Here is a 25,387-nt window from a genome sequence, read left to right as displayed (position 1 = left end):
ATTTTTTTCGTTTAAAATTGGCTTAGATACTTTTTAGCATGCTCCTGCAGTCTGCCGTACAGGATATCTTCGTTGAAATCTTCCTGTTCCAGTATTTCCTCAAGTAATCCCTTATTTGAAAAATCAACTTCAATGTGAGCAGAATATACAAAAGTCGCATTGCCGATCAATTCGATGGTATAAGTATCATTTTCTTTATGGACAGCGCATTGAACCATTCCGCCATTATTATAGACATTGATTGGCTGGCCAAGGTCATTCTCACCCATCAGGCATGTGACAAGTGTGGAGGCCGACATCGCTGTTCCACAAGCATTCGTATAGCCAACGCCTCTTTCATATGTCCTGACAAAGATACTCCCCTTTTCAAGGAGCCTTATGAAGCTGACATTAACACCATCAGGAAATAAATCATTAGGATTGTTTACCTTTTCACTCAATCTCGTCTGCAAATCGGATTCCAATTGCTCTTTGCTGACTACAGCCGTCAGGTGAGGATTTGGCACTGCAAGAGCTGTAAACGTCAATTCCTCAGATAACTGCGGAATCTTCTCCTGAATCAGTTTTTCCTGATTGAGCACTAACGGCAAATCCTTCAGGTCAAAAGTTACCGGTGATATTTCCACCTGGTAAGTTGGGATATCACTGAAAATTTCCTCATGCTTCTTCACCTTGAGGTTGGCTTTCATCGTTTCAATCACGGCTTCATCCACGCCAAGCTTCTCACAGACATAACGTCCTGCACAGCGAAGGCCATTGCCGCACATGGATGCCTCTGTACCGTCAGAATTAAAAATCCGATACTGGGCGTCTGCAACCATGCTTGGACGGATAAACAGAATTCCATCCGCACCCAGTGACGATTCCCTGTCACAAAGCGCCAGCGCTAGATCACGCCTTTTAAAATCATCAAATTTATAATTACGGTCGGTTTCATCTATCAATAAAAAATCATTATTTGATCCATGACATTTAATCAAATCAATTAACATACTTACGCCCCCAAAAACCTTCGTTATATTACAAGATGCCATAAAAGCTCGAATTGTTCAATATTGAAAGTCGTCAGAGATTATTTTTCTTTTGGCTGAGCTTCTGCTTACTGTTTTAGACTTCCCGAGCGGATTTCGGGCAATGCAGATTCCCTCATTTTCAGTTTAGCCTATTCCCTTTTTCATACATAAAAAGAACCAGCTTGGGTTGCTGGTTCTTCTTGTTTTATGATGCCATTCGTCTGCATTCTTCCGCACATTTAAAGCAGGCTTCGGCACATTTTTGGCAATGATCATGGTCATGCTTTTTGCATTCATTGCCGCAAGCTTCGCAAATTTCTGCACACAAACCGCAAATCTGGTTCACAAAGTGGCTGTTTGTCTGCATTGCAGTGACTGCCATACCGCAAATTTCTGCACATTCCCTGTCCATTCTGATACATTCTGCCATCATTTTTACATTCTCTTCCTTTAAACAGGAATCAAAACATACATTACAGGCTTCAATACATTCTATGCATGCCTGGATACAATCCTGATATTGTTGGTTTACCATGTCCCAGCCTCCTTCTAGTTTCTATCTATTTGTTAACCTCTTGGAGCCCAAAATAAACGAAACTTTCAAAAATGGAATAATTTTCAAACTAATGGTTGTAATACATATAAAGATTTGCGAGAGCAGCAAATACAGCCATCCGCTCTTCCTCACCCATCGTATAGTCCAAAGTTAACACAGGGATATTGGCTTCTTTAAAGAACCTGGTCCATTCCAATGGCATCCACCCTTTTTGCAGCCTGGCTGTTGTGTTGCCGTCTTCCCGGACAAATTTATAATCATGAGTCAGACCAGGGGGTTTTTCGATTTTCAACTGTCCTCCACCCAAGACAGCCGAACCAATAGTCACTTTGGTGTTCTTCTTTGGAAAAAACATACCAATTACATCATTTTGTGCATTTAGCATTTTATATCTATATCGCTCTTGTTTCAGCTTTCCTTGCAGATTTCCTTTGGAGTCATAGATTCCAATTTCTTTCATTATTCTTTTATCTGCAAAATAAGGGATAAACCAACGGAACCTTCTAATAGTGAGTTCTCTTAATTCTCCGGCCAGCATTCCGTCGGGAGTAAAAAAGAGCAGCCTTATTGCAGGCGCAGGAGAAAAGGCGATGAGAAGGTGGTTTTGCTCAAATAGTTGTTTATCATCATACCGGTGGAATGCTTCCTCGCTCTCTTCTGATTTTTGTTTATATAATATAAAGTGATTGTAGTGTAGGAAGACTAAAAGCAAGAACGGTACTGCTACCAGGAACAGAGGTATATTCCATGAAAACAGCAGGCTTGCCGTCAAAATCAATGTAAGAAGACCTGCTGATATAATGGAACCGTTTAAGCTGATATAGGCTGTCTGCTGATAATATTGCCGTATACTCATATCTATTATCTCCTCGAAGAAAATCTATTTCGTCACTCTAAGTCTATTAATCGAAGTGCATAATCATTCTGCCTTTTTTCGGCTAAGGCTGTTTTCGATTAATCATAGTGTTCGAACATGTCCTTTCTTCGCCATTCTAATAGGTATCGTGGCATTTTTAGAGACGACTCAGAAGAAAAGTTCATAGAATTATCTACAACTCAATAACTTTATAATTTCCTTAACCAAAAAAACCGGACAGGAGTCCATCCCATCCGGTTTTGCATTAGATTATTTCATTTTCAGCGCATTTACTGCATTGATTAGACCATAGCCAGTTTGCTCATCATAACCCGGTTTGAAAAGATCTTCAGCTGAGTTTTGGATGATTGCCTTGACTTGAGCTGGAGTCAATTTGTCCTTACCGTGTTTGGCGATTACCACACCTGCAAGAGCTGCAGTTTTTGGTGCTGCCATTGAAGTTCCGCCTTTTGCGCCGTATCCATGACCAATGACTTCCTTCGTATCTGGATCAAGTACAGGTACAGTGCTGTAAGCAAGGTAACTATTATCTCTTCCAGTACGAGTAACAGGATCATAATTCGGTCCAAGGTCGCCGCCAGGAGCCATTACATCGATTTTACCAACGCCATAGTTGGAGTAGAATGCAAGATTCTTTAAAGCACCGCCAGCGGAAACTCTGATCATCGTCTGGCTGCTGGGGCTTCTGTGAGTAGCACCAGTGTCATCACCTGACAATTTTCCCGGGCTGCTAAGATCGACACCGTTGTTTCCTGCAGAGCCGACAACTGTTACACCCTTCTTGATTGCGTACTGGATTGCACGATTGAACAATTGAACATCAGCGACGATGTCGTTCGTTGCATACGCTGGATCCTGGAACCAATCATACCCGCCAAGAGACATGTTGACAACGTCGACGTTATCGTCTGCTGCTGTCATTAGAGCTTCGGCAATATGGGAAGTAGCTGCTCCGCCAGTTGGACCAAATACTCTGTATGAGGCTACTTTAAGATCAGGTCCTACACCAAGCGCTTCACCTTTTGCCGCAATTGATCCAGCAACATGGGTTCCGTGGCTGTTCTGGTCGATTGGGTCAGAATATCCAGGTACAAATGATTTACCGCCTGCGTAATTATCTTTTAAATCAGGGTGATTATAGTCAATGCCTGTGTCGATTACGCCTACAACGATATCTTCACCATCAACAGATAATCCAGTTCCCCCTGGAAGGTTCCATGATTCACCATTATTTGTTACTTGCTTAATATCCCACATAAACTGATTATAGAAATCTGCACCTTCAGTAAGGTCTTCAACTGCTACTGTCTCTCCTTCAATCGTTTGTTCAGGATAAACAGTATTCTCTACACCAGCCTCTAAAACAAGAGATGATTTCTTCACTTCATTCAGGAAGTTGGCATTTTTAGAGGTAACCTCTACAGCGCCAAGCTTGTCCAATTTATCTTCCACTTGGCCGCCGGCTTTTTTGATCGCATCCGCATACCCAGCTGGAAGCCCCTGCTGGTCCTTAAAAATGACCAGGTATGTATTTTCTGTATTTGTTTCTGCTTCTCCTTTTGTTACGCCTGCATTAAAAATGGTAGCGGCTCCCAAAAGGACAGCGAGTGTTCCTGCATAAAGTTTTTTTCTTGTCGACATATTACCCCTCCTTTTTCTTAATTTTCATTATATTTAAAAATCAAACTTTAGCAATATAATGAATTCGACATCTAAAATCAGTATTTATCCAGAAAACTAGGTATATTTTATTATTCATAAGTCTGTTTTTGAAACTAATATCCATTTAAATATGTTTAAAGAATCAATTTAACAATTTAATTATCTAAATATTTCGACATAAATTTAGTAAAAACAGTTCTTCCGTACTAGCAAAAAAATAAGATCTGGTCATTGACCAGATCTCAATCTGCAAGTTCTTTTCTTTTAAAAATATATATTGCCAATACAACAAATAAAATTGTCATTGATAAAGTGACCCCTGTCGCTGGCCAGACATGCTCTGGCCACTTTTCGGTAATCAATCTCTCAGAAACATAGGTAAGGAGCTGTGTCGGGCTCCATTCTAGCAGATGCTGGAAGGAGCCTCCTATTATCGTAAAAATAAAGACTGTAACAAGGGCTGCCATACCGGCTGCGACTGGCTGCATGAACAAAGCACTGCAAAGGATTATGAAGGACAATACAAGTACTAGCCATAATGCATATAGTCCGAACGATTCCATGAAAGAGCCAAATGGAATAAACTCAAACAGAACGCCAGTATAATACCAGCTTGCCAGCATACCCAGGAACAATGATAGGAGTATTAATATAAGTGCCGCTGCCCATTTTGAAGTAATATAAGAGAAATAGGAAACTGGCTTTACGAGGATCAGCTGTGCGACACCGCTCTTTCTCTCACCTGCAATTGTTCCCATCATGGAAAGGACGATTACCAGTATTCCAATCATCTGGAATTCTCCCAAGCTCATGATAAACACCTCCTGAGCGGAAGGTTCGGGCATTTCGAATACTGCCCCTTCCGGAAGACCGCCGACGGAATTAAGAATCTCTGGCAAGTAATAGGTGGTTAGCGGGTCCATCACCCCAAGCAAAATAAAAGTGATTGGCATCCAGATCCATTTGTAGTTCCTTGCCATCTCAAGGAATTCTTTGTTTAGTAAAGTGGACCACTGCTTCATTTTCCCACCACCTTCATGAACACATCTTCCAGACTGATTGAACCAATTTCATATTTAGTAAGCGGCCAGTTCTCTCTGGCTGCCTGGCTCAGTATAACCTCTTTGACTGCTTCAAGGTCTTCCGTGTAAATACTCGCTTTATTGACTTCAATTTGGATGGAATCGATTTGTGGATGTTCTGAAAGATGTTTTAAAAAGCTCGAGGCATTCTGGCTGAAAACAAGATCGATTTTTGACTGGTGATATTTCTCCCTGAATTCATCCATTGTTCCAGATTCAATAATTTGACCATTGTGGAGGAACAGAATGCTTTCACACACTTCTTCCGCATCATTAAGAATATGGGTGGAAAATAATACAGTCGCCTCCTTCTTTAGCTTCTCCAGCAGTTCTAGGACCTCTCTTCTTCCAAATGGATCCAGGGCGGAAACTGGCTCATCCAGCATGATCAGTTTCGGCCTGTGTATGATCGCCTGGGCAATCCCCAGCCGCTGCTTCATCCCGCCAGAAAACTTGCCGATCCTCCTGTTTTTTGCATCTGCAATGCCCACAAGCTCGAGAAGTTCAGCGGACCGTTCCTTCGATTCCTTTGAATTCAATCCTGATAGCTTCCCAATATACTCAAGAAACTCTTTCGCCGTCATCCAGTCATGGAATACAGGATGTTGCGGAAGATAACCGATCAATCGTCGATGGTCACCGCCCTGCTTTTGTCCCACAAATGAAATCACCCCATTGCTGGGCTCAAGAAGCCCGGAGAGCATTTTAAGAGTGGTCGTTTTCCCTGCACCATTTGCTCCGATTAACGCTACACATTTCCCATTTTCGAGCTCGAAATCCAATCCCTTGATCACCTGCAAGTCTTTAAAACTCTTCTCCAAATTTTCAACTCGGACTAAGGGCATTATTGATTTCTCCTTCCAATCACGAAATACAGGATAGGCCCGATGATGTTAACCACTAATATAACAATAGCCCACACCCATTTAGGACCATTTGTTTTTTCTATCTTTATAAGATCAACCAGTGCAACAATTAATAAAATCACCTGAATGATCAATATAGGTGCAAGTAAAGCCCAATTTAAATCAAAGAATAATTCCATTCTGACAACCCCCTCATTTGTTTTACACCCATAAGACGGCTGAAGGGAAAAATCGTTCAAACATTTTCAAAAAAAATTTTATATTAAGCTTTCGGAAAGCGAGACCTAATATGTAAAAAATCTATCAACAAAAAAAATCCGGCAACTAACTGCCGGACATTTTTAAAAGCCATATTAAAGAATCCTGAAAATGAATGGGATTCGATATTCCTGTCCTTCATACGCTTTTATTGCACCTACTATGGTAAATACCATCGCTAAAATCCCGATGATCCATAACATGAAAATCCCAATCAACAGGATGACAAGAATTCCGCTGACGATGCCATAAATAGTATAAGAAATAAAGAAGTTCATATATTCCCTTCCATGGTAATCAATATAGCTGGAATCATCCTTTTTAATCAGCCAGATAATCAGCGGCCCAAGAAATGCAGTAAAAAAGCTTATAACATAAATGCCTGCTGCAATAAGTCTTTCATCATTTTTCGGCATTGTCTTTCTCCCTCCAATACTCTTATAGTTAAATTTACGGAGAAGGTGTAAAAAAGTTTCATAATTAGCGTATTTTTTCTTTATAATGAAAAATAATGTGTACTTTTTACACCCTTGATCCATGCCAGTGTGCAAAAAAATAAATACAGGATAGGATGGAAAATGAACAGGATACTACTTAGGAATGCGAATGTAATGCCAATTACCTCTGAGCCAAGCTCAAATTGCGATGTTCTCATAGAGGATGGAATAATAAGCAAAATCGAAACTGATATTGCGATTGAGCCTGGTGACGAGCTTATTGAGTGCGATAATAACTTTTTGCTGCCAGGCTTCATCGATGTCCATACCCATCTCGGCCTTTATGATGAAGGTACAGGCTGGGCCGGAAATGATGCCAACGAAACGATTGAACCGATGAGTCCCCATGTTCGGGCGATTGACGGTGTTTACCCGCTCGATCCCGCATTTGGCGATGCCCTAAAATATGGTATAACCACTGCACATGTTATGCCAGGGAGTGCGAATGTAATTGGGGGAACGACATCTGTCATTAAAACGGCTGGAAAAAACATTAAGAATATGATCATTCAGGAAACAGCAGGTCTTAAAATTGCTCTGGGTGAGAACCCAAAACGAATCCATAGTATGGGGAATAAAGATTCCATCACCCGAATGGGAATCATGGGGATGCTGAGGGAAGCTTTTTACGAGGCGATGAATGCTGAAAATCCTGACTCCTTAAGGATTAAGCCGATCATTAAAGCATTGAACAGGGAAATCCCTGTCCGGATCCATGCACATCGAGCAGATGATATCATGTCTGCGATCAGGTTTGCGGATGAATTCAACCTGGATTTGCGAATTGAGCATTGTACGGAAGGCCACTTGATTGCAGAAGAGCTGGCAGGCCTTAATTTGAAAGTTTCGGTAGGTCCAACACTTACCCGCCGCTCTAAGGTGGAACTTAAGAATAAGAGCTGGAAAACCTATCAGGAGCTGACTGACCATGGTGTTGAAGTATCTGTCACGACTGATCACCCATACACCCCCATCCAGTACTTAAATCTTTGTGCGTCCATCGCAGTAAGGGAAGGATTATCCGAACAAAAAGCACTCGAAGGAATTACAATTTTGCCAGCAAGGAATCTGCGGGTTGATGATCGTGTCGGCAGTATCGAGCCTGGGAAAGATGCTGATCTGGTCCTTTGGAACCAACATCCATTCCACTTCAGCGCAAAGCCAATGTGGACAATGGTCAATGGTAAGATCGTTTATCAAAATTAGTCGAAATCCGGTGTAGATTCTTGCCAAAAAAACACAGAAAAAAAGGGTGAAAAACCTATTTTCTTTTTTGAATATATCCTGTATTATACTCTTTGGAAATAAAATTTCATAAAGCAAAGTGATTAGGGAAGGCAAATGGTGCGCCACCAGTATCCTGGTTCTAGTGGGTTCGATTCCCACCCCGAAATTTTTTAGCAACTTACAAAAAATTTCGAGGGTGGCCGTGCAGTTACATTCGCACGAGATAGGACTGCCCTGCATGGAGGGATACAAAATGCTCAAGAAACGCGATCTGCATGATTGCCATGAATTATTTGAGCTGATGGCGCATCCGGAGGTCTTCCCTTTTGTGCGCCAGAAGGCACATTCATATGAAGAATTCGTATTTGTCACAAAGCAAACAATTGAAGCCGAAGAGCAAGGGGAACTGATTTCCCGTACCATCCTTGATGAGTGGGGAGCTCCAATCGGCACGATAAATCTTTTTGATATCCAGGAAGGAGCCGGATTCTTAGGTACATGGCTCGGGAAACCATTCCATGGAAAAGGGTACAATACATTGGCCAAGGATGCTTTCTTCCAGGAATTATTTTATGAACTAGGGATCGAAACGATCTTTATGCGCATCAGGAAAGTGAATATCCGTTCCATTAAAGCGGCAGAAAAACTGCCTTTTGTAGTAAAAGCGAACGAAACGCGCAAGCACATTTATGACCAGTTAAATGCTAATGGAGAGATTTACGATTTATATGAAATTCCAAAAGATCAATATACTCTATACCTGAAACGGTCTGGCATCCAGGAAGAGGGAGCTGCCCAATTGCTGGAGGCATAATTTAATACCATATAAAAACGCCCTGAAAAATGAACAGGGCGTTTTCTAATGGAGCAGATCCTGCCCTGTTTCTTCTTCCCGTTCCGATAAGGAAGCTTCAGACAGGAATTTTTCTAGTTCGGCATCTGTCATTGTTTCATACCGTCCATCCTCAAAGAAAACCTGCGTCTGGTTTGGGTTTATCCTATTCATGTTAAACCCTATTCCCATTTTAACCACCCCCGCTTGATTAAACTAAATACTAATAATAATTAGATAATTCCATTCAATTTGATTGCTAATTGCTAGTAGTTTTCCCATCCTGTTTCATGTTATTCAATCAGGTTTTATTCATTAACTTCCAGCATTTTGATAGCCCGTTTTTTAAAAAAAAAACGCCAGCTGGCGTTTTTGCGGTCCATTCTATGGATTTTCACGAAAAGCTTTTCCCAGCACATCTTTTCCTCCTGTAATAGGGATGATACTGCCGGTTATGAAACTTGAATCATCATTCGCAAGGAAGCTTATAACTCTCGATATATCCTCCCCGGTACCCGGTCTGCCTACCGGTACTGAAGTGTCGATGGAGTCTAAGGATTCGCTGATTGCTCTCTCTTTCCACTCCCCTGTAATGTCACCGGGACAGACCATATTGGCAGTAATCCCGCTTTCCGCTTCTTCCAGTGCGAGTGTCTTTGTCAAAGAAGCTAATCCTGACTTTGCTGCCGCGAAAGCAGACCTGTAAATCCACCCGGGAGCCGACTCGACTCTGTCGAAACCAACTGTAATGATTCTTCCCCACTTCCGTTCCCTCATCGATGGTATTAGCAAATTAGATAAATAGAAAACTGCATTTAAGTTGCCATTAATTAAGTAACTCCATTCATCAACATGATAATCAGCCATTTTTTTCCTTTCAGAAATGTATGGTCCTGCATTATGAACGACTATATCAACCGCAGTGAATTCCTTCAAGGCCTGCGATACAATTTTCTTACAGTCATCATAGATGGTGATATCTCCCTGAACACAAAGATTCTTTGTGTTGAACCGATTCGATAATTCTTCAGCAAGCTGTTCAGCCTCTGTTTTACTGTTACGATAATTAATGATTATATTTGTTCCTTCGGCAGCAAGCTGCAGTGCTGTTCGCCTTCCTAAACCGGTGGCACCTCCGGTAATCAAAGCAGTTTTATTTTCCACAACTGTACCCCTCATCTTCGTTAGATTGCTTATCCTTATACTAAAAAGAAGCTAGCTGTTTTGCAACTTTTAACCTTTATACCCACACACCAAGTGGACTTTAACCGCTGGACCGGTGCCTGCATATAATATTCATATCGAAGATGGTCTGCTTGAAAGGCGGGATATAATTGTTTCCTTGGAATCTATTGCCGTTTGATCGAAATACACAGAAAAAGTTTTTGGAAATGAAACCAGATGAAATCGAAAATTATGTCCAGCAAATGATGGGCAAAATGCTCCAGCCAAATATGCAAGGGATGTTAAAGCCTGAAGAATGGCTCAAAGGGATGCAGCAGCAACATCCATCTGAACCAGCCAAACCGAACACTGGACTAAAAGCGGAAATGTTTGAAACTCATGATTTTGTTTTTGTAAGGATACCGCTAAAAGATGAAGACCTGTTAAAACAAATGAAACTGTTCTATACCTCGAACCAGGTAATCATTGAACACATTCCTGATCTATCAGATAAACACACACTAGTATTGCCAGCAACCGTAAAGCGTAAGGGAGCAGCAGCAAACTACCGGGATGGTGTTCTGGAACTAAGACTGCAAAAAATTGTTGATATGCAATATGCTGAAATCGACATTTCAACCTGATCATCCTAAAAACTTGGATTTTTTCATGGAATGTTGGCTTTTGAACATTCGTGTTCGCATTACATCTGGAAGAAATCAAGAAGCGACCAGACAGGAATCGGCATACACCCCAATATTGTTTACGAAAAACAAAAAAAGAACAGCCTGATGGCTGCTCTTTTCAATTTATTATTTTCCAATGAACATTTGTGTCCAGTAGTTGCCTGTTGCCACATGGCCTACACCAATGTGTGTATAGCTTGAGTTTAAGATATTCGCACGATGGCCGGAACTGTTCATCCATGCATTTACAACTTCTTCTGGAGTACGCTGACCCATAGCAATGTTTTCACCAGCTGAACGGTATGATATTCCAAACTTCTTCATCATATCGAAAGGTGAACCATAAGTTGGGCTAGTGTGGCTGAAGTAGCCTTTGTTTTGCATATCGCGGGATTTTTCCCTCGCTACTTTGCTTAGCTCAGTATCAAGCGCAAGTGGCTTTAAACCATTCTTGGCTCTCTCCTGATTTGTCAACTCTACCACTTTTTGCTCGTAAGCGCTAACAGCTGAAGAGACCGGTGCTGAAGCAGGTTCTTGAGCAGGGGCTTTAGCTGGCTCCTGTACTGGTGCTGGTGCTGGTGCTTTTACAGGCTCTTGTACGTTTGTTGGCGCAGTAGTTTTTACAGGCTCCTGGACGTTAGGTTTGGCTTGCTGAGCCTGTTTCCAAGAAAATTGATAGTTCTTAAAATACTTTTGTAAAATAGAATTGATTTGTTCATTACTTAAGTTACCACTCTGATAATAGTAAACTTTTGACTGTATAGTAGATGCATTTGCTTTATCCATAGCTGGATTTGCTGCGAATAATGCTGCGGCTGCAAAGGCTGTAAGAATCATTTTCTTCTTCATTCCCGAATTCCTCCCGAAATTTTAGTTTATCTCTCTCTTGCAAACTAATCATATCATGGGTTTTTTGTAATAAACCTGGAATAAAACGGGAAAACTATTATTCATATAATAATATTTTCGCTGAATATTTTCCTTGAGCCCAAAAATTCAGGAATACAAAGGCTTTCAATGAAGTTTTACATGGTTTATTTTAATTGCAGTATTTTCCTGATTACTTTCATAAATACCACCTGGACCACAAATAGGAAAAATAAAATTATTGACAGTTTTTGTGATAGACATGGTTCATGACATTTTTTTCACTTATATGACAATCATTAAAATATGTTACACGGTTTAGGGCAATGCTCAATCCATACTTCAATTAGCCTATGAAAGTAATTTGCATGAAAAAAAGCGGCAATCGCCGCTTTCCCTTAATGTCCACTCTCTTCATGAGCTTCTGTATCATTTTCATCCATATCTTCCTTTTCAGTGGATTTCTCATTTTCCTCTGGCTCACTTGGACTGCCGACCACAAATTCAATCTTTGGCATGTTATGCATCCTCCGTGCTGTAACGTGAGCAATAATATAATAGGTTCCTTCTTCACTAAAGGATTTCTTCAAGCTATAAATCCCGCTTTCATCGTGTTCCACAACTAACTTTTCATGTTCCTCTGCCTGTGAACGCCAGATTTCAAATTTCACCTCGTCGGCATCCTCTACTTCTTCTGTACCATAAGTAACCTTAGCTTCGAAAGTGACTTCTTCATTTAATTGAGCCTTTTCCGGATTTGCTTTAAGCTGAACATCCAGAAATTGCGGTTCATCCTCTACTTCCTGTTGTGCACAAGCTGTCGCTAAAAATCCCATTAATACTGTCATTAATAAAAGCAAAAATCGTTTCATTCAATAACCCCCTTAAAATAATAATGTTGTATAACCTATAAGATTTATAAGTCGAAAGGTCGAGCTAACTGCATGAACAATCATTTAGAAAAAAGAAATCAAGCACCAAACATTATAATTCCAAGGCCGGAAAATAGAGTTCGATAGTCGTTCCTTCTCCTAGCTCACTTGCTATCTCCATTTTACCATCATGCAGCTTGACTAATTTATCAACAATAGCCAGACCAAGTCCAGTACCACCATCGGCCCTCGATCTAGCCTTATTCACTCTATAAAAGCGCTCAGTTAGCTTGTTGACATCCTCTTCCGGGATTCCAATTCCAGTGTCTTTAATTTCAACTTTACATCCATAGGAATGCTTGGAAAGTATGACAGAAATCCTGCCGCCACTCTCTGTATAGCGAATCGAATTATCAATGATATTCTGGAAGATCTGTTCAAGTCTTCCTTCATCTCCGTTAATGATAATATCTGGATCAAGTTCAAGTGTTAAGCTGATATTCTTTTCTTTCAACGCTGGACCATATTTGATAATAAAATCCTCAATGAGCTGTGCCAATGGAAAAGGATTTTTTATTAAACGATATTCATCCGCATCCAGTCTCGATAAATCGAGAAGATCTTCTACGAGCTTTACCATCCTGCCAGATTCTCTGTTAATAAGCTTTAAATATTTATTTTTTTCATTATTTTCTTTTATCATTCCTGTTTCGAGTGCTTCGCTATATCCCTTTATATAGCTGATTGGAGTCCTGAGTTCATGAGATACATCCGCGAGGAATTCCCTCTTTTTCTCATCCTCTCTCTGAACAGACTCAGACATATGATTGAAGGCTTTAGCAAGCTGACCAATTTCATCATCTGACTTGATGTTAACACGCGCAGAGTAATCTCCTCCAGATACTCTTTCGGCTGCATCCTTCATGGCAGCAAGAGGCCTGGTAAGCCTGTGAAGCATTTTAAACCCTAGGAATGCGGCAATGATAATGAATAATACTCCGCCTATAAGCCATAAAAAGGAGAAATCAACAGTTAACTCAGATATTTTAGCAAGGGGAACATATAAATATATAATTCCTTCGAGTCGGTTATTATCAAGGAGTGGTATTGCCACAGCAAGGATTTTCCTGCCAAACCTTTCTTCAAATCCTGATTTCATGACTGGTTCACCTTTTAAAAGCAGTTCACGGTCTTCCTTTCCAATCAATGTTTCATAATCAATTGAATAAGGGAGGCAGGCGCTCAACTCTTTTGGGTTACTGACAAGAAAAACCTCAGATTCTGATTTTTCATTATACCAATCAACTCGCTGCCTCATTTCATCGGTTAATGGACCGCCTTTATAGTCACTGGCAAGGCGGTTCCCTTCTTCTATAAGTGACTCTTCAACTATGTCGACATAGAGCTTTTCATAAAATAGATAGGATAAAAAAAAGGAATACAATACGGTCACCAGGATTGTAGCTGTGACCGTCAGCCAGAGTTTTTTAAACAGGCTGTCTGAAAATGAGATCATGTTGCCGGCACCTCGAATTTATATCCTACACCCCAAATAGTTTGAATATAGTCTTCTGTCCCCAATTTCATCCTCAACGTCTTGATGTGGGTATCGACTGTCCTCAAGCTGCCATGGTAATCCATACCCCACACAAATTCAAGAAGCTGCTCCCTGCTTAGGGCCTGGCCCTGGTGCTGAACCAGAAAAACGAGCAACTCAAACTCTTTGAGGGTAAGCGTGACAATTTCACCTTCGACACTGACCCTTCTTCCCTTTTTATCGATGTTAATCTTGCCTAGTGTCACTGTGTCTTCATCATTCTTGACAAAAGATGTTCTTCTTAACAATGCATTGATTCTGGCTACAAGTTCTCCCGGGCTGAAAGGCTTGACTATATAATCATCTCCTCCCAGCTGGAGCCCTCTAACTTTATCCCATTCTTCGCCTTTAGCTGATAAAAAGATAATCGGTACTTGTGAAAAGGTACGTATCTTTTCACAAACGGCAAAGCCATCTTCAAAAGGCATCATAATATCAAGAATTACGAGGTCAAAATCTTCTTCATGCAGTTTTCTCAAACCTTCTGCTCCATTTGCAGCATGGACACACCTAAATCCAGAGTTTTCGAGATACATTTGGACAAGATTGCGCATATCCTCTTCATCATCTATGATTAAAATATTTATGGGATTCATCCTATTATCTCTCCCTAGTCACTATTTGGAATGGCCCGTTGCCAACTTCAAGCGTTTTTTCAATTGACAGGCTGTCCGGGTCGATTATATATACCTCGTTGCTGTCATAACCAGCAACAATAAGCTTATTCGCAAAAAAGTCAATTTCGAACGGATTCGCACCTACCTTTATCGAACCCTTCTTTGATCCGTCCTCTGCTAATTTATAAAGCATATTAGAGCCATGGCTCAGGACAAATATATCATCTTCATCCTTGGTGAAATCCACAGGCATGACAGGAGCAGAAATCTCTTTTTTCAAACGGCCATTATTAAGGTCGTAAATGTGTATCCGCTCCTCAACTTCAGTTCCTTTTCCATGTCCCCCGATCCATAGCTCACCTTTTTCCCTGCATATTAACGCACCGGCTGCAGCTGGGTGAATCTCAAACCCTGGAAGCCGCTCTTTATTTTCCAAATCCACTATGCTAAGCATTTCTTGTTTATAACTGATTGCATAAAGTTTTTTTTCAGCCTCAAGAAGTGTCAACGGCTCTTTTTCTACTTTGACTTCATCCACTTCTGTTCCATCTATATCAAAAAAACGCACACTGTCTCTTTCCTGGTCAGCAAAGGCTATTTCGGTCCCATCTCCGACTAATAATGCGTTCACTATTCCCTCTCCTGTTTTCCAGGAATCAATCTTCTTCCCTTTGCTTAATGAATATAAGTCTGCCGTATCCACAGCCTTTCCATAAAGCAATATTGTATCCTTGTCAGGCAGGATCAGACCTCCAATGTACGGGCGGTCAACATTCCAGTCAGGTAACTTTTCATCTTTTTCCATGTCATAGAATGAAATTGTCATTTCCTTGATGTTTATCGTAGAAATAAAAGAAGAATCTCCTGGTATGGGCTCAAAAGATTTCAAAGAGCAGGCAGATAAAAAAACAGTGAAAGTCGTTGCGGCTATTACTAAAATCTGCTTCATTATTTACTCCTTTTCTCTCACAAGTATCTCACAATATTATAGCTCTAATTTGTGATAATTCTATGAAATCGAACTACCCAAGTAAAAAGAAAAAACTTGCCGCCCGAGGAGACAAGTCATAAGTATGTATATTGTCATTTTGTCATTAATGCCTTTTTTACGGCTATTTCTTTCAATTCTTCTGCAAGCACTTCCAGCTCCCATGGGCTATCTGATTCAATAAAAAGCTCATTAGGTTTCACGCTGATTTTAAAAAAAGAATCATGAAAACCACCAGTGAACTCAATTTGACCCAGGGATATTATGCAACGATGGTCGTCTTCCTCAACCCAGCATCCCTTAACAAGCAAGTCATGGATACCTTCGACATGAACAGTTTCACTAACAAGTTCCAACTCCACGCGGCTTAAACCAGACATCAGAATTCCTCCTTGTTACTAATTGTCGAAATTTTCTCTTCATTCTTAGTGTACGAATAAAGCAACGCACAAGCAAGCATATTTCGACATTTCCTGGAAAAATCCTTCTCGATTTTCAACATTGCTTGACAATAATATACTTACTTTCAACCAGCCTTACTTCAAAAAAAGAGAGACGGCTTCCGCCATCTCCCTTTTGGTTTATTCTGTTGGACCCTGCCAAGCCATCATGCCGCCCTGCATGTTGATCACATTATAGCCATAGTAGTCCAGGAATTGTGTTGCCCTGGAGCTGCGGCCGCCTGAACGGCAGACCAAAACATAAGTCTTGCTCTTGTCTAACTCATTCATCCTGAATTCTAGCAGACCTAATGGAATATGAATTGCTCCCGGAATTTTCCCTTGTGCTACTTCATTTACTTCACGAACATCAACAACTTCAAATTCATTGGAGCCCAGTCCATTTTGCACTTCTGTTGGTGTCATCTGACGCATTTCAATTTCCTCCTTATAATTACCAGGCACTCATGCCGCCCTTTACATTTGTCACACTTTTAAATCCAGCCTTCTGCAACAACTTGCTTGCCTGGCTGCTGCGCATACCGCTCTGGCAAATAACGACTACATCTTTATCCTGGGAAAGTTCTCCAGTGCGGTTACCAAGCTGCTGCAACGGGATGTTCTTAAACCCTTTGATATGGTTTCCTTTATATTCTCCTGGAGTCCTAACATCGACGTATTGCACCCCAGCCTTCTTTGCTTTCATCATTTCACCTAATTGTGCTGTTGTGATTTGATTTACTCCCTTAGTTGGAGCGAAGCGGCTCCATAAGAAAGCTGCTGCAAGGACAACGATTAATACATTAATTACTACATCCATCCATATGCACCTCTTTTTCTCGAATTTTAGAAAGTCATGATTTAGCAGGGATGGAAGCTTGCACACCCCATATACCCATATGGGTATTTTAAGTGACGAAAATCACCTGGTCAAGAACTGAAATTCATTATTTTCTGCTCTTAACAAGCAATTCTACAGCATCATTTACAGCCTGGGATGTTTCTCTTCCTTCTTGTAAATCGCTGATCAGGCATTGTTCAAGATTTTTGCTGACAATCAAAGCAACGGTTCGGTCAACCGCAGAGCGGATTGCCGATAATTGTGTTACAACCGACTTGCATTCTTCCTGCTCTTCAATCAGCCGGATGCTTCCCCTTACCTGTCCTTCGATTCTTTTCAAACGATTGACTATCTCTTTATTGTACTCCACCTTGCCACCTCCTATTGTGATGGTCCAGTAATTGTATATCCTTTAACATTGTAACCATATTTCTTTAGCAATCTTGCTCCAAAATTCTTTTCCAATTCATTTGAGGCAATGATGACGATATGCCTGTCTGGAATTTCTTTTATATACCTTTTCAAATATCCACAAGGAATATTAATAGCGCCATTTACTGGATTTTTCGCAGAATCCTGATAATCTCTAAGATCGACAAAAACCGCATCCTTTTCATAGTCCTTTACCGCCGGGAGATTCCTGACTGGAACATAACGGTTGAAAACCAAGGTAACTAAAAGGAGACTGATGATTAAAGTTGTGAGCAACTACTCTTCACCTCTCGTTATAACTTGTTCATTACTGAACTTATAATATAGATATTATACCATGAGGGGTATAAAAGCAATAGTTATAGATTATATTTTTTGGCATTTTTTTTACCAAGCAAAAAAAGAAGGAAGAATTCCTTCCCTCTTTAAACATTCTATAGCATCTTGGCATGGTACACACTGCCAATTATACTTGTGATGCGGTCCATGTTAATTGTTTTTTGCAGATGCGTTTTAGGTACCTTCCCTGGTTGAAGCGGTGTCCCATGGATTTATTTTCCAACTTCTCCCTTAATTGCCTCAGCCAATTCCATATGCAACTGTATTAACATCATTTTACTGTCACTTTCCAAAGAGGCTTCCAGGATCCTTTTTGTGGAAAGGTAGTATTTTTCCATTAATGTCCTTCTTGCTCTTGGATGGGAGTTTTCATCCTTCAATTCTCTATAGATAGCTTCTTTAAGTATGTCTTCTGGTAACTGTTCAGAATGAAGTTTCCGGTTGTTCCATATGGTCCTGTATTCTTCAAGTAACTTTTCATAATCCTTTGCTGCCATCCTGTAGCCTCCTGAATAAACCTAACATAATCAAACCCTCACTAGTATATTTACATAATTCAGGCTGACAATGCAAAAAATAAGTTAAATTACTTTAAAGGAGAATAACTATGAGCAAACCGTATCGATGCCCTAACTGCAAGACAAACAGGACTAGATTCAATATGATTTCCCAAGTTCCCCAGCCTGTAAAACTGAACCCTCAATCCGGTGAAATTGTGGAGCAATATTCAAATGACCAGCTTGAGCCTTTTCATCTTCAATACAAAGGTCCAGAACTGAAAATCCAGTGTGCTGCCTGTGGACTTGTTGAGGATGAAAAGACATTTGCCAAGTTTGGGGAAAGTTAACAATAGCCAAGCCGTTAGGACCACTTATCATATTGCAGAATATAAAAAGCTTGAGATAATTCTCAAGCTTTTTCAATTGCTTACCTTTATTCCGGCTTCCTTAAAAAACTTTATTGAATCCACTCTCCATTGTTCATTAGGCATGAACCTCACCAGGAGGACTTCACCTGTAAAGGTCTTGCCGCCAATCTCTTTTAGCTGCAAATTAACCTCGACAGGAACAGTAAGGCTTATCTGATCTCCCACATCTTCACCAGGCAGTACCTCCATCCGTGAAATCCTGATATTTTCGATTTTGTACAGAATCTTCCCCCACTCAAGGTTTTGCAGTGAGACCAAAGAGACGATATCACGGTCCTGCTGCTTCAATCCGGCAATATACACATTTACCAGGTCGTAAGGGTCAGTTTGTTCCAAATATTTCTCAAGCTTTCCTGCTGATTTCAGGATCATAAGTTTATGGGAAAGATCCATGAAACTTGTCCGGTGCGTTGTGCTTCCATAAAAATGGATGCAAAAATGACCTGGAAAGTTATTCTTCAAAGCTCCTCCGCCATGTGGCATTCCATGCATTGAAGCTGCGATTTTCCCATCTTCCGAGATGACGATAATCGCCCTCCGTTTCCAGCTCCACTTCCCATTATAAATCTTCTTCATGATTGCAGTATCTTTTGGTGATAATGGCTGGACATCTGCATGGTTGCTTCCTGCCCTCCTTTGGACTCGGAATTTCATGCCTGTTTCAAGATCGACAACTGTGAACTTGCTATACCTTGGCAAAGTTTTATTAACCTCTTCCCACTGTATCATTTTGATCTGGTCTGTTTTTGGAGTCTTCCCGGCTTTTATGTTATACCCAGTGGAGGCAAGGAGAACAATTGTCAATATAATAACTTTTATTGTTTGCATTTTAATCATCTCTTTTTCACTCGGCTTTAATCTATCTTTTCAACTGCGCAGAATAATGCTTCATGAAAGTTTTTGCTTTTTTGCTTGCTACTATTCAGCTTGCCTCCCTTTCGAGCAAACAAAAAACCCAGCAGAGCTGGGCAACTTCAATCATCTTTATGATTTTCAACATATTCCCTTGCTTTGTCGATTGCAATGAGAATTGCCTTTCCATCGTGATAATGTTCTTCCTGGATAAGCGCATTTGCTATTTCAATAGCCTTCTCACGGACATCAGGGTCCAGGTTTTTCATTTAAGCTGGATAATCATTCTCTGTCCAAGGCAAATGAATCATCCTTTCGATCAAAGATATACATCTTTACCCTTTTCCAAAAAGTGAAAACGCGACTTACTTTTCCAGTTCCATCAGCTGCTGTTCAAGCAGGCTCCAGTCTGTTACCTGGCCGATGAATACGAGATTTAGCGGCAGTTTCATATATTCCTTCATATACAATGGCATCCCGTATGAGTACTGGAACAGGTCAGGGTATTGTGAATGGTCAAATAATACATACCCTTTTATCCGGTATATCGAATCCGGCAGCGCCCTCAAAAAATCCTCAAAACCTTTCTGGCTGATCGCTCCGCCAAATTGATGCACAAACGTGCTTAGCCTCAAATCAGACTGAACATGAGCCCCAGAACTTTTAGCTTTTTCGGTATGAGCCAATCCTTCCAGCAGTTTCATGGGCATTTTCGAATAGGTACTTAAAATACATTTAGCTTGAGGGTTGAGTCCCTGGATGTCCAAATTAACTTTTGCCTGCTCTGCTTCATTGAGCAAGTCTGATTTATTGACGATGATCAGATCCGCATGCTTCACTTGTTCAAGCAAGAGCTGATGCACCTGAGGGTCTAGCGTTGTCCTGTTGAGCCACTGCTGGCCATCAACTGTTGTAATGATCCCCTTGATTGCAAGCTTTTCGGCAAATAATGGGGAAAGGACAGCATCCAATACCTCTACCGGATGTGCGGCGCCTGTGGTCTCTATATAAATCGCATCGAGATCATGTTCAAATAATAATCCCTGAATCTGAGATTCGAGTTTGTCCTGGATTGTGCAGCAGATGCATCCTCCCAAAAGCTCTTTTAAAGGAACATCTGTGTCAACAGCATCCGAATCGATCGAAACACTGCCAAGCTCATTCATCATAACGGCAATGGTGCGTCCGTTATCTTTTTCATGTTGTAAAATTTGCTTAAGTAATGTCGTTTTACCGGTACCAAGGAAACCGGACAAAATATAAACCTCTGTTTTTTTCATTTTACATCCGCCTATCTTCTATGTAATATGGAAAATCTCCAGCAAAAGCTGGAGATCCTTTTTATTTATTCATTTCCTGCTTCAACACTTCAATCGCTTTCTGAATTTGCGGGTCTTCATTTTTAATCTGTTCGCGCAAAGCATTCATTAATTCGATCGTTGAGCTGCCTTTAAGGATACCCGTTTCTTCCAGTTCTTTTGATTTTTGGAAAGCCATCACAGCTTCCTTTGTTTTTTCATCATAAAAACCGTCTTCGCGGCCTGGATCAAATCCAAGAGCTTTGAGCATTTTTTGTGCGGCCCTGACCTGTTCGGATGCTGTTGATTCCTTCAATTCGGTTTCCGGATCGATAAATGGTAATGATGCGTATTCAGGCATGGATACTTCATGGTCCGGCTTTATGCCTTTCTTATGGATCCAATTGCCCTCAGGTGTCAACCATTTTTCTGTCGTCAACTTCATATTGGATCCGTCAGAAAAATCTTCAGCCCGCTGGACGGTCCCTTTGCCGAATGACTTTTCCCCGACAAGAGGCACTCCAGCAGATTCGCTGACTGCTCCTGCCAGTATTTCGGATGCACTCGCACTCCCTTTATCAATGATGACCACTAAAGGAAGGTTATTCTTATTTTCGTTCTCTGATGCATACTTCTTTACATTGCCTGCACGGTCTTCAACCTGGAAAAGTATTTCTCCCTCAGGTACAAAGAGGCTGGAAATCTTTATTGCCTGATCCAGCAGTCCGCCTGGATTTTGGCGAAGGTCCAGAACTAGACCTTTCATCCCTTGTTTTTGCAGGTCATTTAATATATTCACCAGCTCATTTGCTGTGTTTTGCGAGAAATTTGTAATCTGGACTTTCGCTACACCATCGTCCAGCATTTCACCGTATACTGTTTCGATTGGTATAGTATCCCGGGTTATAGTAACGTCAACAGGTTTTTCCCCGCCCTGGCGAAGAATCGACAGCTTTACGTCCGTACCCTTTTCCCCTCTTATTAGAGCCACTGCTTCAGTTGTACTCATACCCTGAACGCTCTTTCCATCCACGGACATGATTTTATCCTCCGGTTGAAGGCCTGCTTTTTCCGCCGGAGAACCTTTCAAAGGAGTAACAATAAAAATGAATCCATCCCGCTCCTGAATTTCTGCTCCAATTCCCTCAAACGAGGAGGACAGACTCTGATGGAAATTCTTCGCGTCTTCCTGGCTCATATAATCCGAATAGGGATCATCCAGTGATTCAAGCATTCCATCTATCGCACCATTTATTAGCTTTTCCTGATCGACTTCCTCGAAATAGTCATTTTTCAAAGTATCATATGCGTCGTATAGCTTTGCAAATTCTTCTCTTTCCCTAATTACCTGCACCGCTGGCTTGTCCTCGCCGAAAGCAAGTGCAAAGGTAGTGATACCTGCTGTTAAAAAGACTAGAAAAAACAACAGCATTGCAAAGTGGAACTTTTTTATCCGAAGAAAACTATTCTTGGTTTCTGTTTCTGTTGCCTTATTTTGGCCCTCAAGCTCTTCTTTGTTTTCTTCATTCATATTTTGCTGATCCAACCCTTTCACCACTTTCCAATCAAGCTTAAAATCCTTAATGATTAGGATAACATTTTTACTGTAAAATTAACAGAAAAATAGGTGCAGCACCAGAATTGAGCTAATATCCCACTCTCGAGCGGCTTTCTCAAACCGGATTGGATTTATTAATAAACAAAAAGAGGCTGTCATAGGTCAAAATCATGACCTCTTGACAGCCTCATTAATTTCTATTCTACATCGTACCCTTGATCTTCAACAGCTTCCTTCATTTTGCTGACTTCTGCTTTTGAAGCATCATATTCGACTTCAGCTTTACCTTCTGAAAGCGAAACGATGACGCTAGCCACTCCGTCTACACCCATCAAAGCGTTCTTGACTGCCTTTTCGCAGTGTCCGCAAGTCATGCCTGATACATTTAAAGTTGTTTTTTCCATTTAAAATCTTCCTCTCTTTTCTAAAATTTATAACTTAATCCGCTTCAAACGAAGGGAATTAGTCACTACTGAAACTGAACTGAAAGCCATAGCTGCTCCTGCCAGCCATGGAGCCAGGAGACCCATGGCAGCAATCGGGATTCCCGCTGAGTTGTATGCAAGAGCCCAGAATAAGTTTTGGCGGATGTTTTGCATCGTTTTTTTACTTAAAGAGATTGCCTTAGGAATCAGGGTCAATTCCCCGCCAAGAATGGTAACGTCTGCAGCCTCGATGGCAACATCTGTCCCAGTTCCGATGGCGATGCCGATATCAGCAAGCGCCAGAGCTGGTGCGTCATTGATGCCGTCCCCTACCATCGCGACTTTTTTGCCTTTTAACTGAAGTTCTTTGACATGGTTCGCCTTTTCTTCAGGGAGTACTTCAGCAATTACATTGTCTACTCCAACCTGGGCTGCAATTGCTTTAGCTGTGCGCATATTGTCACCAGTAAGCATATATACTTCAATACCCATTGATTTAAGCTCTTCAATCGCCGTTTTTGCAGTTTCTTTAACTGTATCGGCAACTGCGACAATTCCAGCCACCTGATTGTTGACCGCAATCATCATCGCAGTCTTGCCTTCAGTCTCCAGTCTTTCAAGCCGGTCTTCAAATTGAGCGAATTCAATACCTTCATTATTCATTAGCTTTCTGGTTCCGACAAAGACTTTTTCCCCATTGATGGTTGCAGCAATTCCATGTCCCGGTATCGCCGAGAACTCATCCATTGATAATACTTCTATATTTCTTGCGTTGCCGTATTCCACGATAGCTTCTGCAAGAGGATGCTCTGAAGCCTTTTCGGCAGATACTAAATATTTCAGGACCTTCTCCTCGTCACCGAAGAATTCAAGATCGGTTACGCTAGGTTTCCCTTTAGTAATTGTTCCCGTTTTATCAAGAACAATAGCATCAATCTTGTGAGTGGCTTCCAAGTGCTCTCCGCCTTTAAAAAGAATTCCATTTTCCGCACCCTTTCCTGTTCCGACCATGATGGAGGTTGGAGTTGCGAGGCCAAGTGCACAAGGGCAGGCAATAACGAGCACGGCAATGGCTGTTTCAAGGGCTGATGCAAAGTCGCCAGGAGTGATGACAAAATACCAGACAAGGAATGTAACGATTGCAATTGCGACAACAATCGGAACGAAAATTCCGGAAATCTGATCTGCCACACGCTGGATTGGAGCTTTGCTTCCCTGAGCGTCCTCGACTACCTTAATGATTCCTGCCAGGGCCGTGTCTTTACCGACCTTTGTTGCAGTCATCGTCAGAGTACCATTTTTATTGATGGTAGCACCGATCAAAGTATCGCCTGCTGCTTTTTCAACCGGAATTGATTCCCCGGTGATCATCGCTTCATCAACAGCCGACTGGCCGGATATGACCTTGCCATCGACAGGAATCTTCTCACCTGGTTTAACGATGATCGTATCATTTACCTTTACTTCTTCAATCGGGATTTTAATCTCCTCGCCATCCCTGATAACAGTCGCCTCTTTGGCCTGCAGGCTTAGAAGCTTGGAAATCGCTTCAGTCGTGCGTCCTTTTGCAAGTGCCTCAAACAGTTTCCCTACAAGGATCAATGTAATCAGAACAGCACTGGTTTCAAAATATAAATGCGGCATATAATCTGGATTACCAATTGTTTTTATAGCTTCTGCAAGACTATAAAAATACGCAGCGGATGTACCAAGTGCCACCAGGACATCCATATTTGCACTCTTGTTCTTAAGTGATTTATAGGCACCTACATAAAATTGCCCGCCAATCCAAAATTGGACCGGAGTTGCCAATAACAGCTGGAACCATGGATTCATCAACAGGTGCGGCATTGGCAGTCCCGTATCCCAGGGAGCATGGCCAATCATTGTATAAAGAAGCGGAAGTGACAAAAGGATGGATATAAATAACTTTCGTTTCTTTGCATTGATTTCCTCTTCTTTTTGCTGCGCCTTCGCTTCCCTCTGGACCTTCTCCTTCGCATCGTAACCAAGATCCTGTATTTTCGAAATGATTTTATCTGCTGAAAGGACAGCACTATTAAACTCAACTGAAGCCGATTCGGTTGCAAGGTTAACGGTTGCCGAGACCATTCCGTCCATTTTGTTGAGCACCTTTTCAATCCTTGTGGAGCAAGCTGCACATGTCATACCGAAAACATCCAAATCCATTTTTTCGTTTCGGACACCGTACCCCAAATCGTTTATTTTTTTAAATATATCATCAGGTTCAATTTTTTCAGATTCATATGTGACTGAGGCATTTTCCATTGCCAGGTTTACAGTTGCCTCGACGCCATCCATTTTATTAAGGACCTTTTCAATCCTTGTGGAACAAGAGGCACATGTCATACCCGTTATGTCGACAGTCATTTGTTCTTTCATCGTCTACACCCCGTTTCATTCGAACTGTTCCTTCCATCTCCAATATTTACTATACCCCTGTATAGTATATTATTCAACAATAAAGTTTGTGTTTTTTTCTATTTTACTCCTAAATGTGTATATAACAGTTAAAAATGTCACATTTATTATTTGATGCCACAGTTTAAAAAGAATTTTATATAGAATAAGCAAAAAACCTGGCCAACAAGC

At 41.1% G+C, this 25,387-nt stretch carries 31 protein-coding genes; 4 read left to right on the top strand and 27 right to left on the bottom strand.

What is annotated here, in order from left to right; all coding sequences use genetic code 11:
* Positions 1–11: 11 nt before the first annotated feature.
* The 8 genes from dapF to J7E37_RS16135 form a co-directional block, all read right to left on the bottom strand.
* Positions 12–992, bottom strand: a complete 981-nt coding sequence (gene dapF / locus J7E37_RS16170) for a diaminopimelate epimerase (RefSeq protein ID WP_215025147.1) — start codon at positions 990–992, stop codon at positions 12–14.
* Positions 993–1,218: 226 nt separating this feature from the next.
* On the bottom strand, positions 1,219–1,548 hold the full coding sequence (locus J7E37_RS16165) for a four-helix bundle copper-binding protein (RefSeq protein ID WP_214736363.1): 330 nt from the start codon (positions 1,546–1,548) through the stop codon (positions 1,219–1,221).
* Positions 1,549–1,636: 88 nt separating this feature from the next.
* Positions 1,637–2,425: a hypothetical protein gene (locus J7E37_RS16160; RefSeq protein WP_215025144.1), complete on the bottom strand. Its 789-nt coding sequence runs from the start codon at positions 2,423–2,425 to the stop codon at positions 1,637–1,639.
* 270 nt (positions 2,426–2,695) lie between these two features.
* Entirely contained in the window at positions 2,696–4,087 is a 1,392-nt protein-coding gene (locus J7E37_RS16155; protein ID WP_214781272.1) for a S8 family peptidase, read from the bottom strand.
* A gap of 263 nt (positions 4,088–4,350) precedes the next feature.
* Positions 4,351–5,130 carry an ABC transporter permease gene (locus J7E37_RS16150; protein WP_215025141.1) on the bottom strand — a complete coding sequence of 260 codons (780 nt, stop codon included), beginning with the start codon at positions 5,128–5,130 and terminating at the stop codon, positions 4,351–4,353.
* Complete coding sequence (locus J7E37_RS16145; RefSeq protein WP_215025138.1) at positions 5,127–6,035, bottom strand: ABC transporter ATP-binding protein; 909 nt, start codon at positions 6,033–6,035, stop codon at positions 5,127–5,129. The genes J7E37_RS16150 and J7E37_RS16145 overlap by 4 nt, the downstream gene beginning before the upstream one ends.
* Positions 6,035–6,235 carry a PLD nuclease N-terminal domain-containing protein gene (locus J7E37_RS16140; protein WP_214781266.1) on the bottom strand — a complete coding sequence of 67 codons (201 nt, stop codon included), beginning with the start codon at positions 6,233–6,235 and terminating at the stop codon, positions 6,035–6,037. Before J7E37_RS16140 ends, J7E37_RS16145 begins: the two co-directional genes overlap by 1 nt.
* Positions 6,236–6,409: 174 nt before the next feature.
* Positions 6,410–6,730 (bottom strand): DUF4870 domain-containing protein, encoded by a 321-nt coding sequence (locus tag J7E37_RS16135; protein ID WP_214781263.1) that lies wholly within the window; start codon positions 6,728–6,730, stop codon positions 6,410–6,412.
* A 162-nt stretch (positions 6,731–6,892) separates the two neighbouring features.
* On the opposite strand from J7E37_RS16135, the gene J7E37_RS16130 reads away from it, so the two are divergent.
* Both J7E37_RS16130 and J7E37_RS16125 read left to right on the top strand, forming a co-directional pair.
* Positions 6,893–8,017 (top strand): amidohydrolase, encoded by a 1,125-nt coding sequence (locus J7E37_RS16130; protein ID WP_215025135.1) that lies wholly within the window; start codon positions 6,893–6,895, stop codon positions 8,015–8,017.
* A gap of 274 nt (positions 8,018–8,291) precedes the next feature.
* The gene (locus J7E37_RS16125; RefSeq protein ID WP_214781259.1) at positions 8,292–8,852 is read left to right on the top strand and encodes a GNAT family N-acetyltransferase; all 561 of its coding nucleotides are present in this window, start codon (positions 8,292–8,294) and stop codon (positions 8,850–8,852) included.
* A gap of 45 nt (positions 8,853–8,897) precedes the next feature.
* Here J7E37_RS16125 and J7E37_RS16120 read toward each other — a convergent pair whose 3' ends face one another.
* The gene (locus tag J7E37_RS16120) at positions 8,898–9,062 is read right to left on the bottom strand and encodes a hypothetical protein (RefSeq protein ID WP_215025320.1); all 165 of its coding nucleotides are present in this window, start codon (positions 9,060–9,062) and stop codon (positions 8,898–8,900) included.
* A 192-nt stretch (positions 9,063–9,254) separates the two neighbouring features.
* Positions 9,255–10,034, bottom strand: a complete 780-nt coding sequence (locus J7E37_RS16115) for an SDR family oxidoreductase (RefSeq protein WP_215025132.1) — start codon at positions 10,032–10,034, stop codon at positions 9,255–9,257.
* 170 nt (positions 10,035–10,204) lie between these two features.
* Between J7E37_RS16115 and J7E37_RS16110 the strand changes: the two genes are divergently transcribed.
* Positions 10,205–10,678 carry an Hsp20/alpha crystallin family protein gene (locus J7E37_RS16110; protein ID WP_215025129.1) on the top strand — a complete coding sequence of 158 codons (474 nt, stop codon included), beginning with the start codon at positions 10,205–10,207 and terminating at the stop codon, positions 10,676–10,678.
* Positions 10,679–10,846: 168 nt separating this feature from the next.
* On the opposite strand, the gene J7E37_RS16105 is transcribed toward J7E37_RS16110, so the two are convergent.
* The 11 genes from J7E37_RS16105 to J7E37_RS16055 form a co-directional block, all read right to left on the bottom strand.
* Positions 10,847–11,569: a CAP domain-containing protein gene (locus J7E37_RS16105; protein ID WP_215025126.1), complete on the bottom strand. Its 723-nt coding sequence runs from the start codon at positions 11,567–11,569 to the stop codon at positions 10,847–10,849.
* Positions 11,570–11,985: 416 nt separating this feature from the next.
* A complete protein-coding gene (locus J7E37_RS16100) occupies positions 11,986–12,459 on the bottom strand; it encodes a FixH family protein (RefSeq protein ID WP_215025123.1) in 474 nt (157 codons plus the stop codon).
* A 112-nt stretch (positions 12,460–12,571) separates the two neighbouring features.
* Complete coding sequence (locus J7E37_RS16095; RefSeq protein ID WP_214781249.1) at positions 12,572–13,975, bottom strand: sensor histidine kinase; 1,404 nt, start codon at positions 13,973–13,975, stop codon at positions 12,572–12,574.
* Positions 13,972–14,652 carry a response regulator transcription factor gene (locus J7E37_RS16090; RefSeq protein ID WP_215025120.1) on the bottom strand — a complete coding sequence of 227 codons (681 nt, stop codon included), beginning with the start codon at positions 14,650–14,652 and terminating at the stop codon, positions 13,972–13,974. Before J7E37_RS16090 ends, J7E37_RS16095 begins: the two co-directional genes overlap by 4 nt.
* Before the next feature lie 4 nt (positions 14,653–14,656).
* A complete protein-coding gene (locus tag J7E37_RS16085) occupies positions 14,657–15,622 on the bottom strand; it encodes a YncE family protein (RefSeq protein ID WP_215025117.1) in 966 nt (321 codons plus the stop codon).
* Positions 15,623–15,756: 134 nt separating this feature from the next.
* Positions 15,757–16,041: a hypothetical protein gene (locus J7E37_RS16080; protein WP_215025114.1), complete on the bottom strand. Its 285-nt coding sequence runs from the start codon at positions 16,039–16,041 to the stop codon at positions 15,757–15,759.
* Positions 16,042–16,242: 201 nt separating this feature from the next.
* Positions 16,243–16,536 carry a rhodanese-like domain-containing protein gene (locus tag J7E37_RS16075; RefSeq protein WP_214781241.1) on the bottom strand — a complete coding sequence of 98 codons (294 nt, stop codon included), beginning with the start codon at positions 16,534–16,536 and terminating at the stop codon, positions 16,243–16,245.
* Positions 16,537–16,555: 19 nt separating this feature from the next.
* Positions 16,556–16,921 carry a rhodanese-like domain-containing protein gene (locus tag J7E37_RS16070; RefSeq protein WP_214781239.1) on the bottom strand — a complete coding sequence of 122 codons (366 nt, stop codon included), beginning with the start codon at positions 16,919–16,921 and terminating at the stop codon, positions 16,556–16,558.
* Between the two features lie 127 nt (positions 16,922–17,048).
* Positions 17,049–17,312, bottom strand: a complete 264-nt coding sequence (locus tag J7E37_RS16065; RefSeq protein ID WP_214781237.1) for a metal-sensitive transcriptional regulator — start codon at positions 17,310–17,312, stop codon at positions 17,049–17,051.
* A gap of 11 nt (positions 17,313–17,323) precedes the next feature.
* Entirely contained in the window at positions 17,324–17,650 is a 327-nt protein-coding gene (locus tag J7E37_RS16060; protein WP_214736344.1) for a rhodanese-like domain-containing protein, read from the bottom strand.
* Between the two features lie 275 nt (positions 17,651–17,925).
* Positions 17,926–18,210 (bottom strand): hypothetical protein, encoded by a 285-nt coding sequence (locus J7E37_RS16055; protein WP_214781233.1) that lies wholly within the window; start codon positions 18,208–18,210, stop codon positions 17,926–17,928.
* A 110-nt stretch (positions 18,211–18,320) separates the two neighbouring features.
* Between J7E37_RS16055 and J7E37_RS16050 the strand changes: the two genes are divergently transcribed.
* Positions 18,321–18,560 carry a DNA alkylation repair protein gene (locus J7E37_RS16050; protein ID WP_215025111.1) on the top strand — a complete coding sequence of 80 codons (240 nt, stop codon included), beginning with the start codon at positions 18,321–18,323 and terminating at the stop codon, positions 18,558–18,560.
* A 72-nt stretch (positions 18,561–18,632) separates the two neighbouring features.
* Here J7E37_RS16050 and J7E37_RS16045 read toward each other — a convergent pair whose 3' ends face one another.
* From J7E37_RS16045 to J7E37_RS16020, 6 genes are all read right to left on the bottom strand, one after another.
* Positions 18,633–19,469, bottom strand: a complete 837-nt coding sequence (locus J7E37_RS16045; protein WP_215025108.1) for a hypothetical protein — start codon at positions 19,467–19,469, stop codon at positions 18,633–18,635.
* A gap of 146 nt (positions 19,470–19,615) precedes the next feature.
* A complete protein-coding gene (locus tag J7E37_RS16040) occupies positions 19,616–19,762 on the bottom strand; it encodes a DUF2188 domain-containing protein (RefSeq protein WP_251009708.1) in 147 nt (48 codons plus the stop codon).
* A 96-nt stretch (positions 19,763–19,858) separates the two neighbouring features.
* Complete coding sequence (locus tag J7E37_RS16035) at positions 19,859–20,773, bottom strand: CobW family GTP-binding protein (RefSeq protein ID WP_215025104.1); 915 nt, start codon at positions 20,771–20,773, stop codon at positions 19,859–19,861.
* A 61-nt stretch (positions 20,774–20,834) separates the two neighbouring features.
* Positions 20,835–22,322 (bottom strand): lmo1851 family serine protease, encoded by a 1,488-nt coding sequence (locus J7E37_RS16030; protein WP_215025299.1) that lies wholly within the window; start codon positions 22,320–22,322, stop codon positions 20,835–20,837.
* Between the two features lie 224 nt (positions 22,323–22,546).
* Positions 22,547–22,753 carry a copper chaperone CopZ gene (copZ, locus tag J7E37_RS16025; protein WP_215025101.1) on the bottom strand — a complete coding sequence of 69 codons (207 nt, stop codon included), beginning with the start codon at positions 22,751–22,753 and terminating at the stop codon, positions 22,547–22,549.
* A gap of 27 nt (positions 22,754–22,780) precedes the next feature.
* Positions 22,781–25,177 carry a heavy metal translocating P-type ATPase gene (locus J7E37_RS16020; RefSeq protein WP_215025098.1) on the bottom strand — a complete coding sequence of 799 codons (2,397 nt, stop codon included), beginning with the start codon at positions 25,175–25,177 and terminating at the stop codon, positions 22,781–22,783.
* Positions 25,178–25,387 lie beyond the last annotated feature (210 nt).

The organism is Bacillus sp. ISL-39 (genome assembly GCF_018613295.1).
In the GTDB taxonomy this organism is placed as follows: Bacteria; Bacillota; Bacilli; order Bacillales; family Cytobacillaceae; genus Mesobacillus.
This window is presented reverse-complemented; position numbering and strand designations above follow the sequence as displayed.

What these genes read in the sequence shown, in the direction of transcription:
- dapF (WP_215025147.1), bottom strand. Translation starts at nt 992, where the DNA reads ATGTTAATTGATTTGATTAAATGTCATGGATCAAATAATGATTTTTTA.
- J7E37_RS16165 (WP_214736363.1), bottom strand. Translation starts at nt 1,548, where the DNA reads ATGGTAAACCAACAATATCAGGATTGTATCCAGGCATGCATAGAATGT.
- J7E37_RS16160 (WP_215025144.1), bottom strand. Translation starts at nt 2,425, where the DNA reads ATGAGTATACGGCAATATTATCAGCAGACAGCCTATATCAGCTTAAAC.
- J7E37_RS16155 (WP_214781272.1), bottom strand. Translation starts at nt 4,087, where the DNA reads ATGTCGACAAGAAAAAAACTTTATGCAGGAACACTCGCTGTCCTTTTG.
- J7E37_RS16150 (WP_215025141.1), bottom strand. Translation starts at nt 5,130, where the DNA reads ATGAAGCAGTGGTCCACTTTACTAAACAAAGAATTCCTTGAGATGGCA.
- J7E37_RS16145 (WP_215025138.1), bottom strand. Translation starts at nt 6,035, where the DNA reads ATGCCCTTAGTCCGAGTTGAAAATTTGGAGAAGAGTTTTAAAGACTTG.
- J7E37_RS16140 (WP_214781266.1), bottom strand. Translation starts at nt 6,235, where the DNA reads ATGGAATTATTCTTTGATTTAAATTGGGCTTTACTTGCACCTATATTG.
- J7E37_RS16135 (WP_214781263.1), bottom strand. Translation starts at nt 6,730, where the DNA reads ATGCCGAAAAATGATGAAAGACTTATTGCAGCAGGCATTTATGTTATA.
- J7E37_RS16130 (WP_215025135.1), top strand. Translation starts at nt 6,893, where the DNA reads ATGAACAGGATACTACTTAGGAATGCGAATGTAATGCCAATTACCTCT.
- J7E37_RS16125 (WP_214781259.1), top strand. Translation starts at nt 8,292, where the DNA reads ATGCTCAAGAAACGCGATCTGCATGATTGCCATGAATTATTTGAGCTG.
- J7E37_RS16120 (WP_215025320.1), bottom strand. Translation starts at nt 9,062, where the DNA reads ATGGGAATAGGGTTTAACATGAATAGGATAAACCCAAACCAGACGCAG.
- J7E37_RS16105 (WP_215025126.1), bottom strand. Translation starts at nt 11,569, where the DNA reads ATGAAGAAGAAAATGATTCTTACAGCCTTTGCAGCCGCAGCATTATTC.
- J7E37_RS16100 (WP_215025123.1), bottom strand. Translation starts at nt 12,459, where the DNA reads ATGAAACGATTTTTGCTTTTATTAATGACAGTATTAATGGGATTTTTA.
- J7E37_RS16095 (WP_214781249.1), bottom strand. Translation starts at nt 13,975, where the DNA reads ATGATCTCATTTTCAGACAGCCTGTTTAAAAAACTCTGGCTGACGGTC.
- J7E37_RS16090 (WP_215025120.1), bottom strand. Translation starts at nt 14,652, where the DNA reads ATGAATCCCATAAATATTTTAATCATAGATGATGAAGAGGATATGCGC.
- J7E37_RS16085 (WP_215025117.1), bottom strand. Translation starts at nt 15,622, where the DNA reads ATGAAGCAGATTTTAGTAATAGCCGCAACGACTTTCACTGTTTTTTTA.
- J7E37_RS16080 (WP_215025114.1), bottom strand. Translation starts at nt 16,041, where the DNA reads ATGTCTGGTTTAAGCCGCGTGGAGTTGGAACTTGTTAGTGAAACTGTT.
- J7E37_RS16075 (WP_214781241.1), bottom strand. Translation starts at nt 16,536, where the DNA reads ATGCGTCAGATGACACCAACAGAAGTGCAAAATGGACTGGGCTCCAAT.
- J7E37_RS16070 (WP_214781239.1), bottom strand. Translation starts at nt 16,921, where the DNA reads ATGGATGTAGTAATTAATGTATTAATCGTTGTCCTTGCAGCAGCTTTC.
- J7E37_RS16055 (WP_214781233.1), bottom strand. Translation starts at nt 18,210, where the DNA reads ATGGCAGCAAAGGATTATGAAAAGTTACTTGAAGAATACAGGACCATA.
- J7E37_RS16050 (WP_215025111.1), top strand. Translation starts at nt 18,321, where the DNA reads ATGAGCAAACCGTATCGATGCCCTAACTGCAAGACAAACAGGACTAGA.
- J7E37_RS16045 (WP_215025108.1), bottom strand. Translation starts at nt 19,469, where the DNA reads ATGCAAACAATAAAAGTTATTATATTGACAATTGTTCTCCTTGCCTCC.
- J7E37_RS16040 (WP_251009708.1), bottom strand. Translation starts at nt 19,762, where the DNA reads ATGAAAAACCTGGACCCTGATGTCCGTGAGAAGGCTATTGAAATAGCA.
- J7E37_RS16035 (WP_215025104.1), bottom strand. Translation starts at nt 20,773, where the DNA reads ATGAAAAAAACAGAGGTTTATATTTTGTCCGGTTTCCTTGGTACCGGT.
- J7E37_RS16030 (WP_215025299.1), bottom strand. Translation starts at nt 22,322, where the DNA reads ATGAATGAAGAAAACAAAGAAGAGCTTGAGGGCCAAAATAAGGCAACA.
- copZ (WP_215025101.1), bottom strand. Translation starts at nt 22,753, where the DNA reads ATGGAAAAAACAACTTTAAATGTATCAGGCATGACTTGCGGACACTGC.
- J7E37_RS16020 (WP_215025098.1), bottom strand. Translation starts at nt 25,177, where the DNA reads ATGAAAGAACAAATGACTGTCGACATAACGGGTATGACATGTGCCTCT.